The sequence below is a fragment of the Deinococcus indicus genome (genome assembly GCF_002198095.1).
GTDB lineage: Bacteria > Deinococcota > Deinococci > Deinococcales > Deinococcaceae > Deinococcus > Deinococcus caeni.
Genome location: NZ_NHMK01000008.1, coordinates 10,001 through 26,225, shown reverse-complemented (window position 1 = coordinate 26,225; position 16,225 = coordinate 10,001). Strand labels below are relative to the sequence as shown.

The window sequence follows — 16,225 nt, the reverse complement described above, 5'->3', positions numbered from 1 at the left end:
CGGGGACGGCTGCCCCGCCCGGCCCGCGCTATGCTGCGCCCCATGAGCCTGCTGCCCGCCTTCCTCGACCTGCACGGTGAGCGCGCTGTCGTGGTCGGCGGTGGCCCCGTCGCCCTGCGCCGCACCCGCACCCTGCTGGACGCCGGACTGCGCGTGCAGGTCATCGCCCCGGACCGCTGCGACGAACTGGCGGCCCTGGACACCGACTGGCAGCCCCGCCCGTACCGCAGCGGCGACCTGCGCGGCGCGGCCGTCGTCGTGGCCGCCACCAGCAACGCCGGCGTGAACGCCCAGGTCGTCCGCGACGCGCGGGACCTGGGGCTGCTCGTGAACGACGCCAGCGACGCCACGCGCGGCAACCTGCGCTTCCCGGCCGTGGCGGAACGGGCGGGCGTGCAGGTTGCCGTCAGCACCGGCCGGGAACTGCCGATGCTGGCGCAGGCGCTCACCGAACGCACCCGCGACCTGCTGCCCACCCCCGAACAGCTCGGCACCTGGACCGAGCGGCGCGAGGCGGCCCTCGCCCTTCCCGAACCGCAGAGACAGGCGGACCTCGGCGCGCTGCGCCGGGACATCCGCCGCGCCGTAGGAGTACCCGCATGACCCTGGCCTGCCCCACTGCCCGCGCCTTCCTGTCCGTGACGGGCGCCCCCACCCCCGGCACGCTCGACGTGGCGGTCGTCGGCCTGAACCACCAGACCGCGCCCGTCGAGGTCCGTGAACGCGCCGCCGTCCGCGCCGGTGAGGAAGCCTCGCTGCTCGCCCACCTGGGCCGCCACGCGCAGGAAGTCATGCTGCTGTCCACCTGTAACCGCACCGAGGTCTACATGGCCGGCCTGGACGGCGACCCGCTCGCGGCCTTCGAGGGCGCCTGGGGGCACGCGCTGGGCGACCACCTGTACGTCCACCGGGGCGAGGCGGCCGTCACGCACCTGTACCGCGTGGCGGCGGGCCTAGACAGCCTCGTGATCGGCGAGACGCAGATTCAGGGGCAGGTCAAGCGCGCCTGGATGGACGCCCGCGAACGCGGTCTGACCGGCACCCTGCTGAACAAGGTCGCGCAGGGCGCTCTGGCCGCCGGCAAACGCGTGCGCTTCGAGACCGGCATGAGCGACAAGGTCGTGTCCGTCTCCAGCGCCGCCGTGGAACTTGCCCAGGCCGCGCTGGGCGGACTGTCCGGACGGACCGCCCTGATCATCGGGGCGGGGGAGACGGCCGAACTGACCCTCACGCACCTGCGGGCCGCCGGGGTCGAGGACATCATCGTCGTGAACCGCACCGTGGAACGCGCCCGGCAGCTCGCCGAGAAACTCGGGGGCCGCCCCTGCGCCGCCGAGTACCTGCACGAGGTCCTCCCCGAGGCGGACGTGCTGATCGCCAGCAGCGGCGCCCCCCACTACGTCCTGCACGGCGAGGGCGTCGCCGAGGCGCTGCGGCAGCGTCCGGGCCGCCCGATGTTCCTGATCGACATCAGCGTGCCGCGCATCCTCGACCCGGACATCGCGGGCGTGCCCGGCGCGCACCTGCACAACCTCGACGACCTGACCGGCATCGTCGCCCGCAACATGGACAGCCGCCGCGCCGCGCTGCCGCAGGCGAACGCCATCGTCCGTGACGCCGCCGCCGACCTGAGCCGCTGGCACCTGACCCGTCAGGCCCGGCAACGCCAGCGCGACCTGGCCCTCGCCAGCGACTGATACGGACTCCGATTGAATGGGCTGCAAAGCCCGTTCAATCCGAGCGGATGCGACTCGTAGAGCTGCCCCGCAGAGTGGGAGAGAAACGGGTTCCGGACGTGGAGCCGGCAATCCGGTGATGTTCCGGATTGTTGGCGAAACAAACGGAATCCGTATGATCCGGACCCCGATTGAGTGGGCGGCATAGCCCGCCGGGTCCGAGCGAAGCGACCCGGAGAGCGGCCCGGCGCCGCCTGTCATCCGCGTTCCACATGCCTTCCCCGCTTTCCCGTACGCTGGGCGGCATGTGGACCCGGATTCCTTCCAGCAGCCTGCGCGTGACCGGCGCCGACCGCGTCGATTTCGTGCACGGGCAGATGACCAACGACCTGCGCGGCGCCCCGACGCCCGGCGTGGTCGCCTGCGCGTTCCTGAACGTGCGCGGGCAGATCGAGCAGTTCGCCCGCGCGTACCGCCGCGCCGACGACGTGTACCTGCACCTGGACGCCGGGCAGGCCCCGGCGCTCGCGGCGCGCCTGAAACGCTACGTGATCTTCGATCAGGTCGAGATTCAGGATGTCAGTGAGCAACTGCGCACCGTCCACGTCTGGCAGGAGGCCGCGCTGCCCGGCTGGGACGCGGCGGGCGGCGCGGCGCAGACCTTCGGGCTGGGCGGCGGGACAGTCCTGGCGGGCCGGGTGAACCGCACGGGCACGCCCGGCGTGGACCTGCACTACCTCGCGCGGGACGAGGAGGTCGTCCTGGCGGCCCTGACCGGCCCGGAAGTCCCGCTGGCCGAGCTGGACGCCGCCCGCGTGCGCGCCGGCATTCCGGACGTCATCCGGGACGCCCTGACCGGCACCCTCCCGCCCGAGATCGGCCTGGACGTGGGCGGCCCGCTGCCGGCCATCAGTTACCGCAAGGGCTGCTACGTGGGCCAGGAGATCATGGCCCGCCTGGAAGCGCGCGGGAACGCCCGCCACCACCTGACCCGGCTGGAAGGCGACCAGCCCTGGCCTGCCGGGGCTGAGGTGACGGCCGACGGGAAGGTCGTGGGACAGGCGGGCCTGTACGCGGCGGGCGGCAGCGTGGCGCGGCTGCGCAAGGAACTCGCCGGGGGCGCGGCCGTGCAGGTGGGCGGCGTGCCGGCCCGCGTCACGCTCCTGACCCCGGTGGTCTGAGTGGGCGTTCTGGACGCCATGACCCGCGACCTGCACGCCGGCGACCGCGCGGGCCTGCTGCGCGCCTGCCGCCGCGCGTACCTGCTGGCGCTGGCCGCACTGGTCCTGCCGGGCCTGCCGCTGGGCGCGCTGCTGGCCGCCCTGAACCCCGCGCCACTGACCGGGGCGGGCGGCGTGCTGGCCGTGACGCTGCTGGCGGTGATCCTGGCGGCCGTGACGGCCCGGCTGGCCCGCCGCGCCGCGCAGAACCCGGAAGGCCCGGCGCGGCAGGCGGCCCTGACCGGCGCGATCCAGGCGGCCACCGCGCCCGGCGTGCCGTTCCTGATCGGCTGCGCGTTCCTGGGTTCCGGCGCGGCCCTGCTGGCCCTGTGGGGCGTGGCGTTGCTGGCCCACGCGCTGGTGTGGTGGCAGCTGCCCGGCTGGCTGCGCGCCGAGCCGACCCCGACCGCCTGATCCGGACTCCGAGTGAATGGGCTGCAAAGGCCGCTGGGTCCGAGCCGATGCAAGCCGGAGAGAAACGCCCCTCCGGACGTGCAGCCGGCAATCCGGTGAAGTTCCGGATCGTTGGCGAAACAAACGGCAGTCCGTATGAGCGGCCCGGCTGCCGCAACCGACAGAACAATCCCCCACCGCACTGTGCAGGTGGGGGATTGTTCTGTGGCGCTCTGGTGTGGTCCGCTTCAGCGGGACTTGGGGTCCAGCGCGTCGCGCAGGCCGTCACCGAACAGGTTGAAGGCGAGGCTGAACAGCACGATGAACACGGCCGGGTAGACCAGGGTGTACCAGTACTCGGGTTTCAGCCACGCGCGGGCGAAGTCGACCAGCTGACCCCATTCGGAGTAACCGGGTTCGAAGCCCAGGCCCAGGAACGACAGGCCGGCAATGGCGAGCGGGATGGTCGCGAGGTCCAGCACGGCGGTCGTGAACACGGCGGCCACGCTGTTCGGGATGACGTGCTTGAAGATCAGGCGGGCGTCGCGCGCGCCGAGGCTGCGGGCGGCGTCCACGTACTCCAGTTGCCGGGTGCGCAGCACCTCGCCGCGGATCAGGCGGGCGTAGCCGGTCCAGCCGGTCACGCAGAACGCCACGATCATGGGCACGGTCGGGTCGTAGTCACCGCCGCCGCCCTGCAGGCGGGCACGCAGGATGGTCAGGATCACGACCGTCAGGATCAGGGGCGGCAGCGAGAACAGCACGTCGATGAAGCGCTGGATCAGGTTGTCGATCCAGCCGCCGTAGTAGCCGCTGGCCGCGCCGATGATGATGCCGGCCGTCAGGGTGATCGCCACGATGATGAACGACAGTTTCAGGGCGGTGCGCGTGCCCCACACCAGACCGTAGAAGATGTTGTAGCCGTTCACGGTGCCCATCGGCGCCTCGGCGCTGGGGGGACTGGGCTGCTGCTGGAAGCTCAGGCGTTCGGTCAGGTAGCAGCTCTTGGGGGGTGCCAGGGTCGCCTGCCAGAACGGGGCCTGCAGCGGGTTGTACACCTGCCGGGCATCGGTGATGTTCAGGTCGCGCAGGCAGTTGCCGCTGGGTTTGGCGATCAGCGGCGCGAACAGCGCGATCAGGCCGAACAGCAGCGTGATGATCAGGCCGGTGATGGCCAGGGGGTTGCGGCGCATCTTGCGCATGGCGGGGCTGGTCCAGAACAGCTGCCAGTTGCTGCGCTGCTCGACCTTGACGGGCGCGGTGGTCATCGGGGGTCCCTCCGGGTGGCGTGGCGGGCGTGGGGCTGGGCGGGCATCAGTCGAACCTCACGCGGGGGTCGATCACGCCGTACAGGATGTCCACGACCGTACTCACGACGACCACGATCACGGCGGTCAGCATGGCGAAGCCCAGCACGGCCGCGAGGTCCACGCCGACGGCGGCCTGCACGACCCACTGGCCCACGCCGGGGTACGCGAAGATCGTCTCGGTGATCAGCGAGCCGCTGAGCAGACCGATGATCAGGAAACCGCCGAGCGTCACGATGCTCAGCAGGGCGTTGCGCCGGGCGTGCTTGTTGTTCACGACGCGGCTGGACAGGCCCTTGGCGCGCGCGGTGCGCACGTAGTCGCTGGTGAGCGCCTCGAGCATGTTGTTGCGCATCACCTTGATGATGCTGGCGCTCAGGACGATCAGCAGGGTGGTGGCGGGCAGGATCAGGTGGCGCAGGGCGTCCCAGGCGATGTCCCAGCGGCCGTTCAGGGCGGCGTCCACGGTCAGCAGGCCGGTGTAGCGTTGCAGGTCGCCGAGCGCGAAGGTGTTCAGGACGCTCACCTGACCCGCGCCGGGCAGCCAGCCGAGGTACGCGTAGAACACCGCCAGCAGCAGGATGCCCACCACGAAGCTGGGCAGCGAGTACCCCAGGACCACCAGTACGCGCAGCACCTGGTCGATCAGCTTGTCCTTGTGCAGCGCGCTCAGGGTGCCCAGCCAGACGCTGAGCAGCAGGATCGGGATGGCGGTCACGATGGTCAGTTCCAGGGTGCGTGGCAGGCGTTCCTTGATGGTCGCCACCACGTCCTGACTGCTGGCCTTCGAGTACCCCAGGTCACCCTGGAGGGTCGAGGACAGCCAGCGGCCGTACTGAACGGGGAAGGGATCGCGCAGACCGCGCTGTTCGATGATCTGTTCGAGTCGGGCAGCCTGCTGCTCGCTGCGGATGTACGGCGCGGCGCGTTGCTCGGGCGTGAGCAGCTGCGTGATGCCGACGATCATCAGGGATAGGACGAGCATCACCACGGGAATCTGGATGAGTCGCCGCACGATGAAGTTGAGCATGTGGGCCTCTGAGGGGAGAACAGCCTCCGCGTCTGACCGCGTTCGGTCAGCGGAGGGGGAGGGGCTGGAAGGGCTGGATCTGACAGGTTGTATGGACTGGAATGCAGGCCATCGTTCAGCCTAGACCAAAACAGACCCGGCGCGCAAAGTCAAGCGGTCTGATGTCCCGCCCAGTGGAACCGTGCGTCTGGGAGGGCGTGCAGGGCCTGTCCTGCCGGGGCCACAGGTGCGGACCACAACGCCAGAGGGCGGGGCCGCCCTGTCAGGGGCCGCCCCGCCCTCGCTGCGCCGCTGACGGCGCCGGGTTCCGGATTACTTCTTGCTGAGGTCCTTCCAGAGGGTGCCGGTGTAGCTGAAGGAGGTCATGGGGTTGAAGTTCGCGGTGCTGGCGCCCACCAGGTTGTCACGCACGAAGGTGTAGCCGATGCCGGCGGGCATCAGGATGTAGGGGGCCTGCTCGTAGGCCTTCTTGCCGACGAGGCTGTACAGGCGGTTGCGCTCGGCGGTGTTGACCGTGCTGCGGGCCTGCTCGAGCCACTTGTCGACCTGGGCGTCTTTGAAGTTGCTGCGGGGGGAGTAGTACCCGTTGCTGGAGTAGAAGGTGTACATGAAGTTGTCGGGGTCGGCGTAGTCAGGCGCCCAGCCGATCACGATCATGGCTTCCTTGCCGGTCTTGGAGTCGGCCAGCATCTCGCTCCAGGGCTTGGCCTGGATGTTGATCTTGAACTTGGGGTTCAGGGCTTCGACGTTCTTCTTCAGGATTTCCATGGCCGTCTGCGCGGGCACGCTGCCGGCGCGGTAGTTGGCGTTCATGACGAAGCCGTTCTTCCAGACCTGACCGCCCCAGGCGCGCTTGAAGAACTGCTCGGCCTTGGCTTTGTCGTAGGAGTACGTGCCGATCTTGGCGTCATAGCCGGGGAAGGTGTCGGGCAGCAGCATGGTGCGCTGTTTGCCTTTGCCCTTCAGGACGTCGTCGATGTACTGCTTGTAGTTGAAGGCGTAGCTGAAGGCGCGGCGCACGTTGGCGTCCTTGAAGAAGGTCGCGGGGATGCCCTTGCCGTCCAGTTTGCCGCTGCCCAGCAGGCCGCTGCTCTTGATGTTCTGGTTCATGAAGAACGCGCTGGACACGGTGTTGGGCAGGTTGTCGATCCAGGTGACGCCGCTCTTGCCCTTGATCTGCTCTTCGTCCACGGCGCGGCCGCCACCCTCGATCAGGTCGGCGTCGCCGCGCAGGAAGGCCTGCTGGCGGGCGGCCAGTTCGGGCACTTTCTGGATGATGACGTTCTTGATGGCGGGTTTCTTGCCCCAGTAGCCGTCGAAGGCGCTGGCCAGGAAGGCGTTGGCGTCCTTGCGGACGAAGCGGTAGGCGCCGGTGCCGCTGGGCTGCTTGCTCAGGGCGCTGTTGGTCAGGTCCTTGCCGACCCAGGTCTTCCAGTCGCTTTCCTTGCCGCTCCACTCGCCGAGCTTGATGGCGTGCTTGCTGTCGATGACGCTCTGGCCGGTGTAGGCCAGTTTCGCCAGGAAGGCGGGGTCCACGGCGGGCAGCGTGAAGACCAGCTGGCCGGCCGCGTTGCACTCGACGGCCTTGTCGATGCGGGCCCAGGTGATGGTCTTGTCGTCGTTGGCGTTGGCGCCGGTGCCCAGCAGGCTCTCGGCGATGAACCAGTTGCCGGACTCGGCGCTGTTGGTCACGAGGTTGCGCTCGAAGGAGTACTCGGCGTCGGCGCAGGTCATGGCGCCGCCGCTGTGGAACTTGACGTTCTTGCGCAGGTCGAAGGTGTAGGTCTTGCCGCCGTTGCTGATGGTCCACTTGGTGGCCAGCAGGGGCTCGAGCTTGGTGAGGCTGGCGCCGCTGTAGGTCAGCAGGGTCTCGTACAGGTTCTCGGTGATGGAGCCGGAGGCGGTGTCGTAGGTGACGCCGGGGTCCATGGTGGGGATGTCGGCGGACTCCTGGATGACCAGGGTGTCTTTGGGGGCGACCGCCAGGGCGGAGGTCAGGATGAGCAGGGTGCTGAGGGCAGCGATTTTCTTCATGTGGACTCCTGGGTATGGTTCGACAGAGGGCTCGGGTAAAGCGTCTGCTCAACTCGTGCCGGGGCTGTCTGGGGGTTATCGCGGCGCATCATAACGCAGCGCGGCCGGGCGTGGTGTGAGGATGTCGCACTTGCTGTCCTGCCTTCCCGACTGACCACCTGTCTGCCGGGCTGTCTGCGGGGGTGGGGAGCGGCTCCGGGGGAGGCGGGGCGGGGCGTGGCATACTGCGCCGCGTGAAGAAGCGCATTCTGCTGCTGGCCGGCGGCCAGTCCGGTGAACACGAGGTCAGCCTCATGAGTGCCCGTAGTGTCCTGGGTGCCCTGCCCAGGGATCAGTTCGACGTGACGCCCGTGGTGATCAGCAAGCAGGGGCGCTGGCTGCCGCCCACCGAGACGCAGCGCGCCCTGGAGAGCGGCGAGGCTGCGACCGGCGGGGACCTGGTGCTGCACCGCGTGGCGAGTGCCGAGGGCTACGACGCGGTGTTCCCGCTGCTGCACGGCCCGATGGGCGAGGACGGCACCGTGCAGGGCCTGCTGACCCTGGCGGGCATTCCGTTCGTGGGGAGCGGCGTGCTGGGGTCGTCGGTCAGCATGGACAAGGTCATGACCAAGCAGGTGCTGGCCTCGGCCGGGATCGCGCAGGTGGAGTGGCGGCTGGCGGTGCGCCGCGAGTGGCAGCAGACCCCGGACGCCGTGCGTGCCCGCGCGGCCGAGCTGGGCTTCCCGCTGTTCGTGAAACCCGCGAACCTGGGGTCCAGCGTGGGCATCAGCAAGGTGGGCACGCCGGACGAACTGGACGGCGCGCTGAACCTGGCGTTCGGGCTGGACCGCCGCGTGATCCTGGAGGCCATGACCAGCCACAAGCCCCGCGAGGTCGAGGTGGGCATCCTGGGCAACGACGCGCCCATCGCCAGTCCGGTGGGCGAACTGCGTTTCGACGCCGAGTTCTACGACTACGAGACGAAGTACACCGAGGGCCGCGCGACCATGCACATCCCGGCGCCGCTGCCGCCGGAGGTGGCCGCGCGGGTGCAGGCGGCGGCGCTGACGGCGTTCCGGGCGCTGGACTGCGCCGGGCTGGCCCGTGTGGACTTCTTCTATGTCGAGGAGACCGGCGAGCTGCTGCTGAACGAGGTGAACACCATGCCGGGCTTCACGACGACCAGCATGTACCCCAAGCTGTTCGAGGCGGCGGGCCTGAGCTACAGCGAACTGGTCACGCGGCTGGTGGGGCTGGCCCTCGAGGAACGCTGAGCGCCGCCGGGGTAGGCGGTGGGCGCCCAGGCCGTCAGGGGGGAGTGCCCGGAGATGGGACGTTTGTACCTTATTAATCCGACCTGCTTACTTAGGATTAAAGGTATGAAGCGCACCCTGCTCGCTGTCACCACCCTGCTGCTCGCCGGCACCAGCCTCGCGCAGACCAAGACCCTGACCGTCTACTCCGGCCGCGCCAAGACCTTCGTCGACCCGGTCGTGCAGCAGTTCGAACGTCAGACCGGCATCAAGGTCAACGTCCGCTACGGCACCGACGCCCAGCTGGTCGCCGCCATCCGCGAGGAAGGCAGCAAGAGCCCCGCCGACGTCTTCTGGGGCAACTCCATGGGCGCCCTGGGCGAACTGGCCGAGGAAGGCCGCTTCACGAAACTCGGCACGGCCCTGACCCGCAACGTCAGCAGCGACTACCTGCCCGACAACCGCGCCTGGGTGCCCACCACCGTCCGTTTCCGCACCCTGGCGTACAACACCGGCAAGATCAAGCCTGAGCAGCTGCCCGAATCCATCCTTGACCTGCCCAAGATGACCAGCCTCAAGGGCCGCATCGGCTGGACCGTCAGCTACCCCAGCTTCCAGGACTTCCTGGGCGCCATGATCAGCAAGTACGGCGAGGCCACCACCCGCCAGTGGCTCGAGGGCATGAAGGCCCTGCAGCCCAAGGACTACAAGACCAGCAACGTGGGCATGCTCGAGGCCATGCGCGCCGGCGAGATCGACGTGGCGCTCACCAACCACTATTACATCCAGCGCGTGAACCGCCTGAGCTACCCGATCGACACGTACTTCTTCAAGAACGGCGACATCGGCAACCTGGGCAACGCCACCGGCGCCGCCATCCTGAAAACCACCAAGAACAGCGCCAGCGCCGCCCGCTTCCTGAGCGCCCTGGTCGCCAAGGACGCCCAGACCTTCTTCCTGAGCGTGAACTTCGAGTACCCGGTCATCGGGAACATCCTGCAGCCCACCACCATGCTGCCCTACAGCGACGTGGTCAAGCGCAGCCCCCGCATCGACCCCACCGTGCTGCCCAAGAACATCGACAAGGCCCAGAAACTGCTGCGCGACGCCGGCCTGCTCTGATCCCCCGGTCCTGATCCCACAGTCCTGATCCCACAGCCGCGACGATAGCCCTGACCGCCGCCCCGACCCACGACCCGTGGGGGGCGGCGGTCTGCATGACCGCAGCGGGACGCCCGCCCTGAATCCTGACCAATCCGGTCTGCTATGGTGACCCGGTTGCGCGGCCCCGCCCGCCCCCCACCCCATGAACGCACGCCGTCCCCACCCCCTGCTGCTGCTCCCGGCCCTGCTGGCCGTGCTGGGCGTCCTGCTGCCGCTGGTGTACCTGGTGCTGCGCGCCCTGGACGCCGAGAGCAGCGAACTGCGCGAGATCGTGTTCCGCCCCCGCAACCTGGAACTGCTGGCGAACACCCTGCTGCTCACGCTGGGCGTGCTGGCCGGCACGACCCTGATCGCGCTGCCGCTGGCGTACCTCGCCGCCCGCACGGACCTGCGCCCCCGCCGCCTGCTGATGCTGCTGGGCGTGCTGCCCCTGGCGATTCCCGGTTACGTGGGCGCGTACGCCCTGATCGCCGCGAGCGGCGCGGGCGGCACCATCGACGCCCTGACCGGCATCCGCTGGCCCGGCCCGAGCGGCTACTGGGGCGCGCTGGGCGTGCTGACGCTCTTCACGTTCCCGTACCTGTTCCTGAACCTGCACGCCGCGCTGCGCAGCCAGGACCCCGCCCTGGAGGACGCCGCGCGCCTGCTGGGCCGCACGCCCTGGCAGACCTTCCGCGAGGTGACGCTGCCGTATCTGCGGCCCGCGTGGCTGTCCGGCGCGCTGCTGATCGCCCTGCACGTCCTGGGGGACTTCAGCGTGGTCAGCCTGATGCGCTTTCCGACCTTCAGCGCCGCCATCTACCAGCAGTACACCGCCGCGTACGACCGGGTGTACTCGGCGTGGCTGGCGCTGGCGCTGCTGCTGGTCACGGGCGCCGCGCTGCTGCTCGAGGCCCGCCTGATGCGCGGCGTGCGCCTGTCGCGCGTCTCGCCCGGCGGCACGCGCCGCCCCACGGTCCTGCCGCTGGGCCGCGCCGCCCCGCTGGCCTGGGCGGGACTGGCCGCCCTGGCCGGCGCGGCGCTGATCGTGCCGCTGGGAACCATCGTGTACTGGCTGCGCCTGGAAACCAACCCCTTCGCCTGGAACAGCCTGCTGGAAGCGTTCCAGAGTGCGCTGGGCGCCGCGGCGGTCGCCGCCGTCACGACCACCGCCCTGGCGTTCCCGCTGGCGTACATCGGCAGCCGTCACAGCGGCCCGCTGGCCCGGCTGACCGAACGGGCCGCGTACCTGGGGTACGCCACGCCGCCCCTGGCGTTCGCGCTGGCGCTGGTGTTCTTCACGCTGAACGTCGTGCCGCCGCTGTACCAGACCTTCCCGCTGCTGATCATCGCGTACACCCTGCACTTCCTGGCGGAGGCGGTCGGGCCGGTCCGCACCAGCCTCCTGAAAGCCACGCCGCGCCTCGAGGAAGCCGGGCGGCTGCTGGGCCTGAGCGCCCCGCAGACGCTGCGGCGCGTGACCATCCCGCTCGTCCGGCCGGGCCTGCTGGTCAGCGCGGCCTTCGTGTTCCTGAGCGTCCTGAAGGAACTGCCGCTCACGCTGCTGCTGTCACCCATCGGGTTCGAAACGCTGTCCCGCAACGTCTGGGCGTACACCGAGGAAGCGCAGTACGCCTCGGCCGCGCCCTACGCGCTGGCGCTGGCCCTCAGCGGCGCGCTGCTGACCCTGCTGATCCTGCGCCGCGAGGACCGCCGCGCGCCCCGCTCCGCCCCCACCCGCCCCGCTCCGCCGGCCGCCGCGCCGGCGCCCCCGAAGGAAGGCCCCGCATGACCCACACCCTGGCCCGCACCCCCGGCCCCGCGACCGCCCCGGAAACCGCCCCGGCCACCCTGGACCTGCTGGGCCTGGGCAAACGCTACGCGCCGGGCCTGCCGCCCGTCGTGGACAACCTGAACCTGAGCGTCCAGCGGGGCGAACTGCTGACCCTGCTGGGCCCCAGCGGGTGCGGCAAGACCACCACCCTGCGCCTGATCGCCGGCCTGGAACGCCCGGACAGCGGCGAGATCCGCATCGAGGGCCGCAGCGTCACCGCGCCCTTCACGCCCCCCGAGCGGCGCGGCGTGGGACTGGTCTTTCAGGACTACGCGCTGTTCCCGCACCTGAACGTCCTGGGGAACGTGCTGTTCGGCCTGCGACACCTGCCGCGCCACGAACGCCTGCCCCGCGCCCGCGAGACGCTGTCCCTGGTCGGCCTGACCGTCTTCGAGACGCGCCGCCCGGACCAGCTGAGCGGCGGGCAGCAGCAGCGGGTTGCGCTGGCCCGCGCGCTCGCCCCGCGCCCCAGCGTCCTGCTGCTGGACGAACCGTTCAGCAACCTCGACGCGCAGCTGCGCCACTCCACCCGCCAGGAAGTGCGGGCCATCCTGCGCCGCGCCGGCACGACCGCCATCCTGGTCACGCACGACCAGGAGGAAGCCCTGGCCTTCAGCGACCGGCTGGTCGTCATGCGCGGCGGCCGCGTCGAGCAGAGCGGCCCCCCGCACGAGGTGTACGCCCGCCCCAGCACGGCGTTCGTGGCGAACTTCCTGGGGCGCAGCAACCTGCTGGGCGGCACCGCCGACCGCTTCATGGCCCGCACCGCCCTGGGCGTCGTGCCGCTCATGGAGGCCGCCAGCGGCCCGGTGCTGGTCAGCGTCCGCCCGGAACACCTGACCTTCACGGACGACCCGCAGGGCGCGCCCGTCACCATTGTCGCCCGCGAATTCAAGGGCCACGACGTGACGTACACCGTCCGGCTGGGCAACAGCCAGGAACTGCTGGTCCACGTTCCCAGCGACACCGTCCGCCCGGAAGGCAGCGAGGCCCGCGTGAGCGTCACGCACCCCGCCCGCGCCGTGCCGTCCCCTGCCTGACACGGACGTCGATTGAATCCCTCCGGACGTGGAGCCGGCAGGGGGCCGGAATCCATAAAGGGACCGTCAGGCAGGGCCGGCCGCGCGGCCCCTACACTGTGTTCCGGACCCCCATCATTCCGCCTGCCACACGCGACAGCCGGAGGGCGGTCCTGCAAAGGAGACACGAGCCTGTATGGACTGGAAAAATCTTCCCGGTAGCGGAGGCAACGTCGAGGACCGGCGGGGCCGGGGTGGCGGCGGCGGGATCGCCGTGGGCGGCGTGGGCGGCCTGATCATCGCCCTGATCGCCATGTTCTTCGGGATCGACCCCGGCGCGATCCTGGGCGGCGGCACGGGCACCCCCCAGACCCAGTCGCAGCCGGCCCAGCCGCAGGCAGACGACGAGGCGTACCAGTTCGTGAACAGCGCCTACCGCAGTACCAATCAGGTGTGGGGCAGCATCTTCCAGCAGGCCGGCCGGACGTACACCCAGCCCCGGCTGGTGCTGTACACCCGTGGCACCGAGAGCGCCTGCGGAGCTGCCAACTCGGCCGTCGGTCCCTTCTACTGCCCGGCGGATTCGAGCATCTACCTCGACACCAGCTTCTTCGCGCAGATGGACCGGCAGCTCGGCGGCGGCGGCGACTTCGCGTACTCGTACGTGATCGCCCACGAGGTCGGGCACCACGTCCAGAACGAACTCGGCATCGCCGATCAGGTGAGTCGCAAGCAGCGGACTGCCCGCACGGAAGCCGAGGCGAACAGCTACTCCGTCCGGCTGGAACTCCAGGCCGACTGCTTCGCCGGCGTGTGGGGCAGCAAGGTGCAGTCCGTCGCCAACCTCACCCAGGAGGACCTGCGCGAGGCCGTCAGCACCGCCGAGGCCATCGGGGACGACAACCTGCAGCAGCAGTCGGGCGGGCGGGTCGTGCCGGACTCGTTCACGCACGGCAGCGCCCAGCAGCGCGTCAACTGGTTCATGAAGGGCTTCCGCAGCGGCGACGCGAACACCTGCGACAGCTTCAGCGTTCCCTACCGCCAGCTGTAACAGCAGGAACCGGAACACAGGGGGCCGGGGTGCGTGACGTGAATCACGGCGCCCCGGCCCGAACTGCGCTCTGCTGGGCGGCGTGAGCGGCACAACGAACCCGAACGGATGGCAGGTGGCCGGGATTCCCGTCCTCGTGAAACGCAGCGACCGGCGCCGCACGGTGGCCCTGCAGGTCAGGCCCGGTCAGGTCACGCTGTACGCACCTGCCCGCGTGCCCGACACGAAACTGCTCGAGATCCTGAACGCCCGGCGCGACTGGGTGGCGGGTCACCTCGCGCAGTACGCCCGGACGGTTCCGCCCACGCCCCCCGCGCCCGGCGACGGCCAGCCCCTGCCGTTCCTGGGCGACACCCTGACCCTGCGCCTCTCGGAGGACGTGGACCGCCCCGAACGGCGCGGCGACACCCTGCACCTGCCTGCCGCGCACGCCGACGCCGCCCTGGAAGCCTGGACCCGCCACGCCGCGCAGGACCCGTACCGCGGGCTGGTCGCCGGGTACGCCGCCCGGCTGGGCGCGCAGGACCGGCTGCGGCGCGTGCTGGTCGCGGGCGCCAAGGGCCGCTGGGGCAGCTGCACCGCCAGCGGCGACATCCGGCTGCACTGGCGCCTGACCCGCGCGCCCCTGCCGGTCCTGCACTACGTGGCGCTGCACGAGGCGGCCCACCTGCTCGAACTGAACCACTCGCCGTGCTACTGGGCGCATGTGGCCCGCGTCATGCCCGGCTGGCCGGCCCACCGCGCGTGGCTGCGGACGCACGGGCACACGCTCTGACGGGCACACGCTCTGATGGCCTCCGATTGAATGGGTTACAAAGACCCTTCAATCCGAGTGGATGCGACTCGCAGAGCTGCCCCGCAGGGTGAAAGCAGGGCGGTTTCCGGATTGTCGGCGAAACAGACGGAATCCGCATGAGGAGTAGCGCAGAGGGTCAGGAATCCAAGTCGGACTCCTGACCCTCTGTGCTGAGGCGCCTTCACATCGCGGGCATGGGTGACGGTGTCGGCAGGCCCGGCGTGTCCGGGTTGTCGGTGGGGATGGGTTCCGGCATGCCGGGCGTGTCCGGATTCACGGGCGGATCGCTGATCTCGCCGATGTCGCCGCGTCCCGGCATCTGCTCGGGCAGCGGGGCGGGCGTGTCGGTGGGTTCGGTCGCGGGAACGGGTGGACGGTCGTACGGTCCAGTCATGGTGTACCTCCTGGGTGTGAATGGGTCAGTCTGGCGCGCCCCGGTGGGCGGCGGCGCACAGCGGCATGAAGCGCCCTTCATGCCCCTTCACGCTGGCCGCGCAGTCTGCACGGCACACTGGAGCATGACCCCGCGATTCCCGATCCGCGCCGCTGCCCTCCTGTCTGGTGTCCTGCTGGCTGGCCCCGGTGCGGCGGCCCAGACGGCCGCGCCCGCCGTGACCTTTCAGCCGTTCGTGAGCGGCGTGACGCAGGTCACGACCATCGCGCACGCCGGGGACGGCTCCGGGCGGCTGTTCGTGACGCAGCAGGACGGCCGGGTGCGGGTCATCGCGGGCGGGCGCGTGCAGCCGCAGGTGTTCCTGGACCTGCGGTCCCTGACCCGCGCGGGCGGTGAACGCGGCCTGCTGGGACTGGCCTTCGACCCGGCCTTCAGGACGAACCGCCGCCTGTACGTGCATTACACCGACCGTTCCGGCAACACCGTCCTGGCGCGCTACACGGCGGCCGCCAGCGGGACGACCGCCGACCCGGCCAGCGCGAAGACCCTGTTCACGGCCCGCCAGCCGTACTCGAACCACAACGGTGGGCAGCTCGCCTTCGGGCCGGACGGATTCCTGTACCTGGGCCTGGGGGACGGCGGGTCCGGCGGCGACCCGCAGAACCTCGCGCAGAACCTCTCCTCGCCGCTGGGAAAACTGCTGCGCTTCGACGTGAGCGGCGACGCCGCCCGGCCCGCGCCCGGCAATCCCTTCCTGACCCGCTCGGGCGCGAACCCGAACATCTGGGCGTACGGACTGCGCAACCCCTGGCGGTTCTCCTTCGACCGGCAGACCGGCGACCTGATCATCGCGGACGTCGGCCAGAACGCCTTCGAGGAGATCGACTTCCAGCCGCGCGCCAGCCGGGGCGGCGAGAACTACGGCTGGCGCCCCCGCGAGGGCCGGCAGTGCTTCGAACCGAACTGCTCCGCGCAGGGATTCGTGGACCCGGTGCTGGTCTACGGCCGCCAGGAGGGGCAGAGCGTCACGGGCGGCTTCGTGTACCGGGGCGCGGCCATTCCCGCCCTGAAAGGCCAGTACGTGTTCGCGGACTTC

General features: G+C 70.3%; 15 protein-coding genes (1 of these 15 only partly in view). 11 read left to right on the top strand and 4 right to left on the bottom strand.

Annotation, left to right across the window (positions count from 1 at the left end):
* The first annotated feature begins 42 nt into the window (after nt 1-42).
* The 4 genes from CBQ26_RS02140 to CBQ26_RS02125 all read left to right on the top strand — a co-directional run bounded on the left by CBQ26_RS02140 (nt 43) and on the right by CBQ26_RS02125 (nt 3,310).
* The gene (locus tag CBQ26_RS02140) at nt 43-603 is read left to right on the top strand and encodes a precorrin-2 dehydrogenase/sirohydrochlorin ferrochelatase family protein (protein ID WP_229844120.1); all 561 of its coding nucleotides are present in this window, start codon (nt 43-45) and stop codon (nt 601-603) included.
* The gene (gene hemA, locus CBQ26_RS02135) at nt 600-1,697 is read left to right on the top strand and encodes a glutamyl-tRNA reductase (protein ID WP_088246962.1); all 1,098 of its coding nucleotides are present in this window, start codon (nt 600-602) and stop codon (nt 1,695-1,697) included. Before CBQ26_RS02140 ends, hemA begins: the two co-directional genes overlap by 4 nt.
* A gap of 284 nt (nt 1,698-1,981) precedes the next feature.
* Nucleotides 1,982-2,857 carry a CAF17-like 4Fe-4S cluster assembly/insertion protein YgfZ gene (ygfZ, locus tag CBQ26_RS02130; RefSeq protein WP_088246961.1) on the top strand — a complete coding sequence of 292 codons (876 nt, stop codon included), beginning with the start codon at nt 1,982-1,984 and terminating at the stop codon, nt 2,855-2,857.
* Nucleotides 2,858-3,310, top strand: coding sequence for a hypothetical protein (locus CBQ26_RS02125; RefSeq protein ID WP_229844121.1), 453 nt, complete (start codon nt 2,858-2,860; stop codon nt 3,308-3,310).
* Between the two features lie 227 nt (nt 3,311-3,537).
* On the opposite strand, the gene CBQ26_RS02120 is transcribed toward CBQ26_RS02125, so the two are convergent.
* From CBQ26_RS02120 to CBQ26_RS02110, 3 genes are all read right to left on the bottom strand, one after another.
* Nucleotides 3,538-4,557 (bottom strand): ABC transporter permease, encoded by a 1,020-nt coding sequence (locus tag CBQ26_RS02120; protein ID WP_088246960.1) that lies wholly within the window; start codon nt 4,555-4,557, stop codon nt 3,538-3,540.
* A gap of 46 nt (nt 4,558-4,603) precedes the next feature.
* Entirely contained in the window at nt 4,604-5,626 is a 1,023-nt protein-coding gene (locus tag CBQ26_RS02115; RefSeq protein ID WP_088246959.1) for an ABC transporter permease, read from the bottom strand.
* A 312-nt stretch (nt 5,627-5,938) separates the two neighbouring features.
* Nucleotides 5,939-7,660 (bottom strand): ABC transporter substrate-binding protein, encoded by a 1,722-nt coding sequence (locus tag CBQ26_RS02110; protein ID WP_088246958.1) that lies wholly within the window; start codon nt 7,658-7,660, stop codon nt 5,939-5,941.
* 233 nt (nt 7,661-7,893) lie between these two features.
* On the opposite strand from CBQ26_RS02110, the gene CBQ26_RS02105 reads away from it, so the two are divergent.
* The 6 genes from CBQ26_RS02105 (at nt 7,894) to CBQ26_RS02080 (ending at nt 14,714) form a co-directional block, all read left to right on the top strand.
* Nucleotides 7,894-8,913, top strand: a complete 1,020-nt coding sequence (locus tag CBQ26_RS02105; RefSeq protein ID WP_088246957.1) for a D-alanine--D-alanine ligase family protein — start codon at nt 7,894-7,896, stop codon at nt 8,911-8,913.
* A gap of 105 nt (nt 8,914-9,018) precedes the next feature.
* Complete coding sequence (locus CBQ26_RS02100) at nt 9,019-10,014, top strand: extracellular solute-binding protein (protein ID WP_088246956.1); 996 nt, start codon at nt 9,019-9,021, stop codon at nt 10,012-10,014.
* 184 nt (nt 10,015-10,198) lie between these two features.
* Nucleotides 10,199-11,827 carry an ABC transporter permease gene (locus CBQ26_RS02095; RefSeq protein ID WP_088246955.1) on the top strand — a complete coding sequence of 543 codons (1,629 nt, stop codon included), beginning with the start codon at nt 10,199-10,201 and terminating at the stop codon, nt 11,825-11,827.
* On the top strand, nt 11,824-12,909 hold the full coding sequence (locus CBQ26_RS02090) for an ABC transporter ATP-binding protein (RefSeq protein ID WP_088246954.1): 1,086 nt from the start codon (nt 11,824-11,826) through the stop codon (nt 12,907-12,909). The genes CBQ26_RS02095 and CBQ26_RS02090 overlap by 4 nt, the downstream gene beginning before the upstream one ends.
* 175 nt (nt 12,910-13,084) lie before the next feature.
* Nucleotides 13,085-13,939 carry a KPN_02809 family neutral zinc metallopeptidase gene (ypfJ, locus tag CBQ26_RS02085; RefSeq protein ID WP_088246953.1) on the top strand — a complete coding sequence of 285 codons (855 nt, stop codon included), beginning with the start codon at nt 13,085-13,087 and terminating at the stop codon, nt 13,937-13,939.
* 82 nt (nt 13,940-14,021) lie between these two features.
* Nucleotides 14,022-14,714 carry a M48 family metallopeptidase gene (locus tag CBQ26_RS02080; protein WP_088246952.1) on the top strand — a complete coding sequence of 231 codons (693 nt, stop codon included), beginning with the start codon at nt 14,022-14,024 and terminating at the stop codon, nt 14,712-14,714.
* A gap of 202 nt (nt 14,715-14,916) precedes the next feature.
* Here CBQ26_RS02080 and CBQ26_RS02075 read toward each other — a convergent pair whose 3' ends face one another.
* Nucleotides 14,917-15,129, bottom strand: coding sequence for a hypothetical protein (locus tag CBQ26_RS02075; RefSeq protein WP_088246951.1), 213 nt, complete (start codon nt 15,127-15,129; stop codon nt 14,917-14,919).
* A 124-nt stretch (nt 15,130-15,253) separates the two neighbouring features.
* Between CBQ26_RS02075 and CBQ26_RS02070 the strand changes: the two genes are divergently transcribed.
* On the top strand, nt 15,254-16,225 hold the 5' portion of the coding sequence (locus tag CBQ26_RS02070) for a PQQ-dependent sugar dehydrogenase (protein WP_088246950.1). Its footprint extends 165 nt past the window's final position; only the first 972 of its 1,137 coding nucleotides appear in the window; the start codon lies at nt 15,254-15,256; its stop codon lies beyond the right edge, outside the window.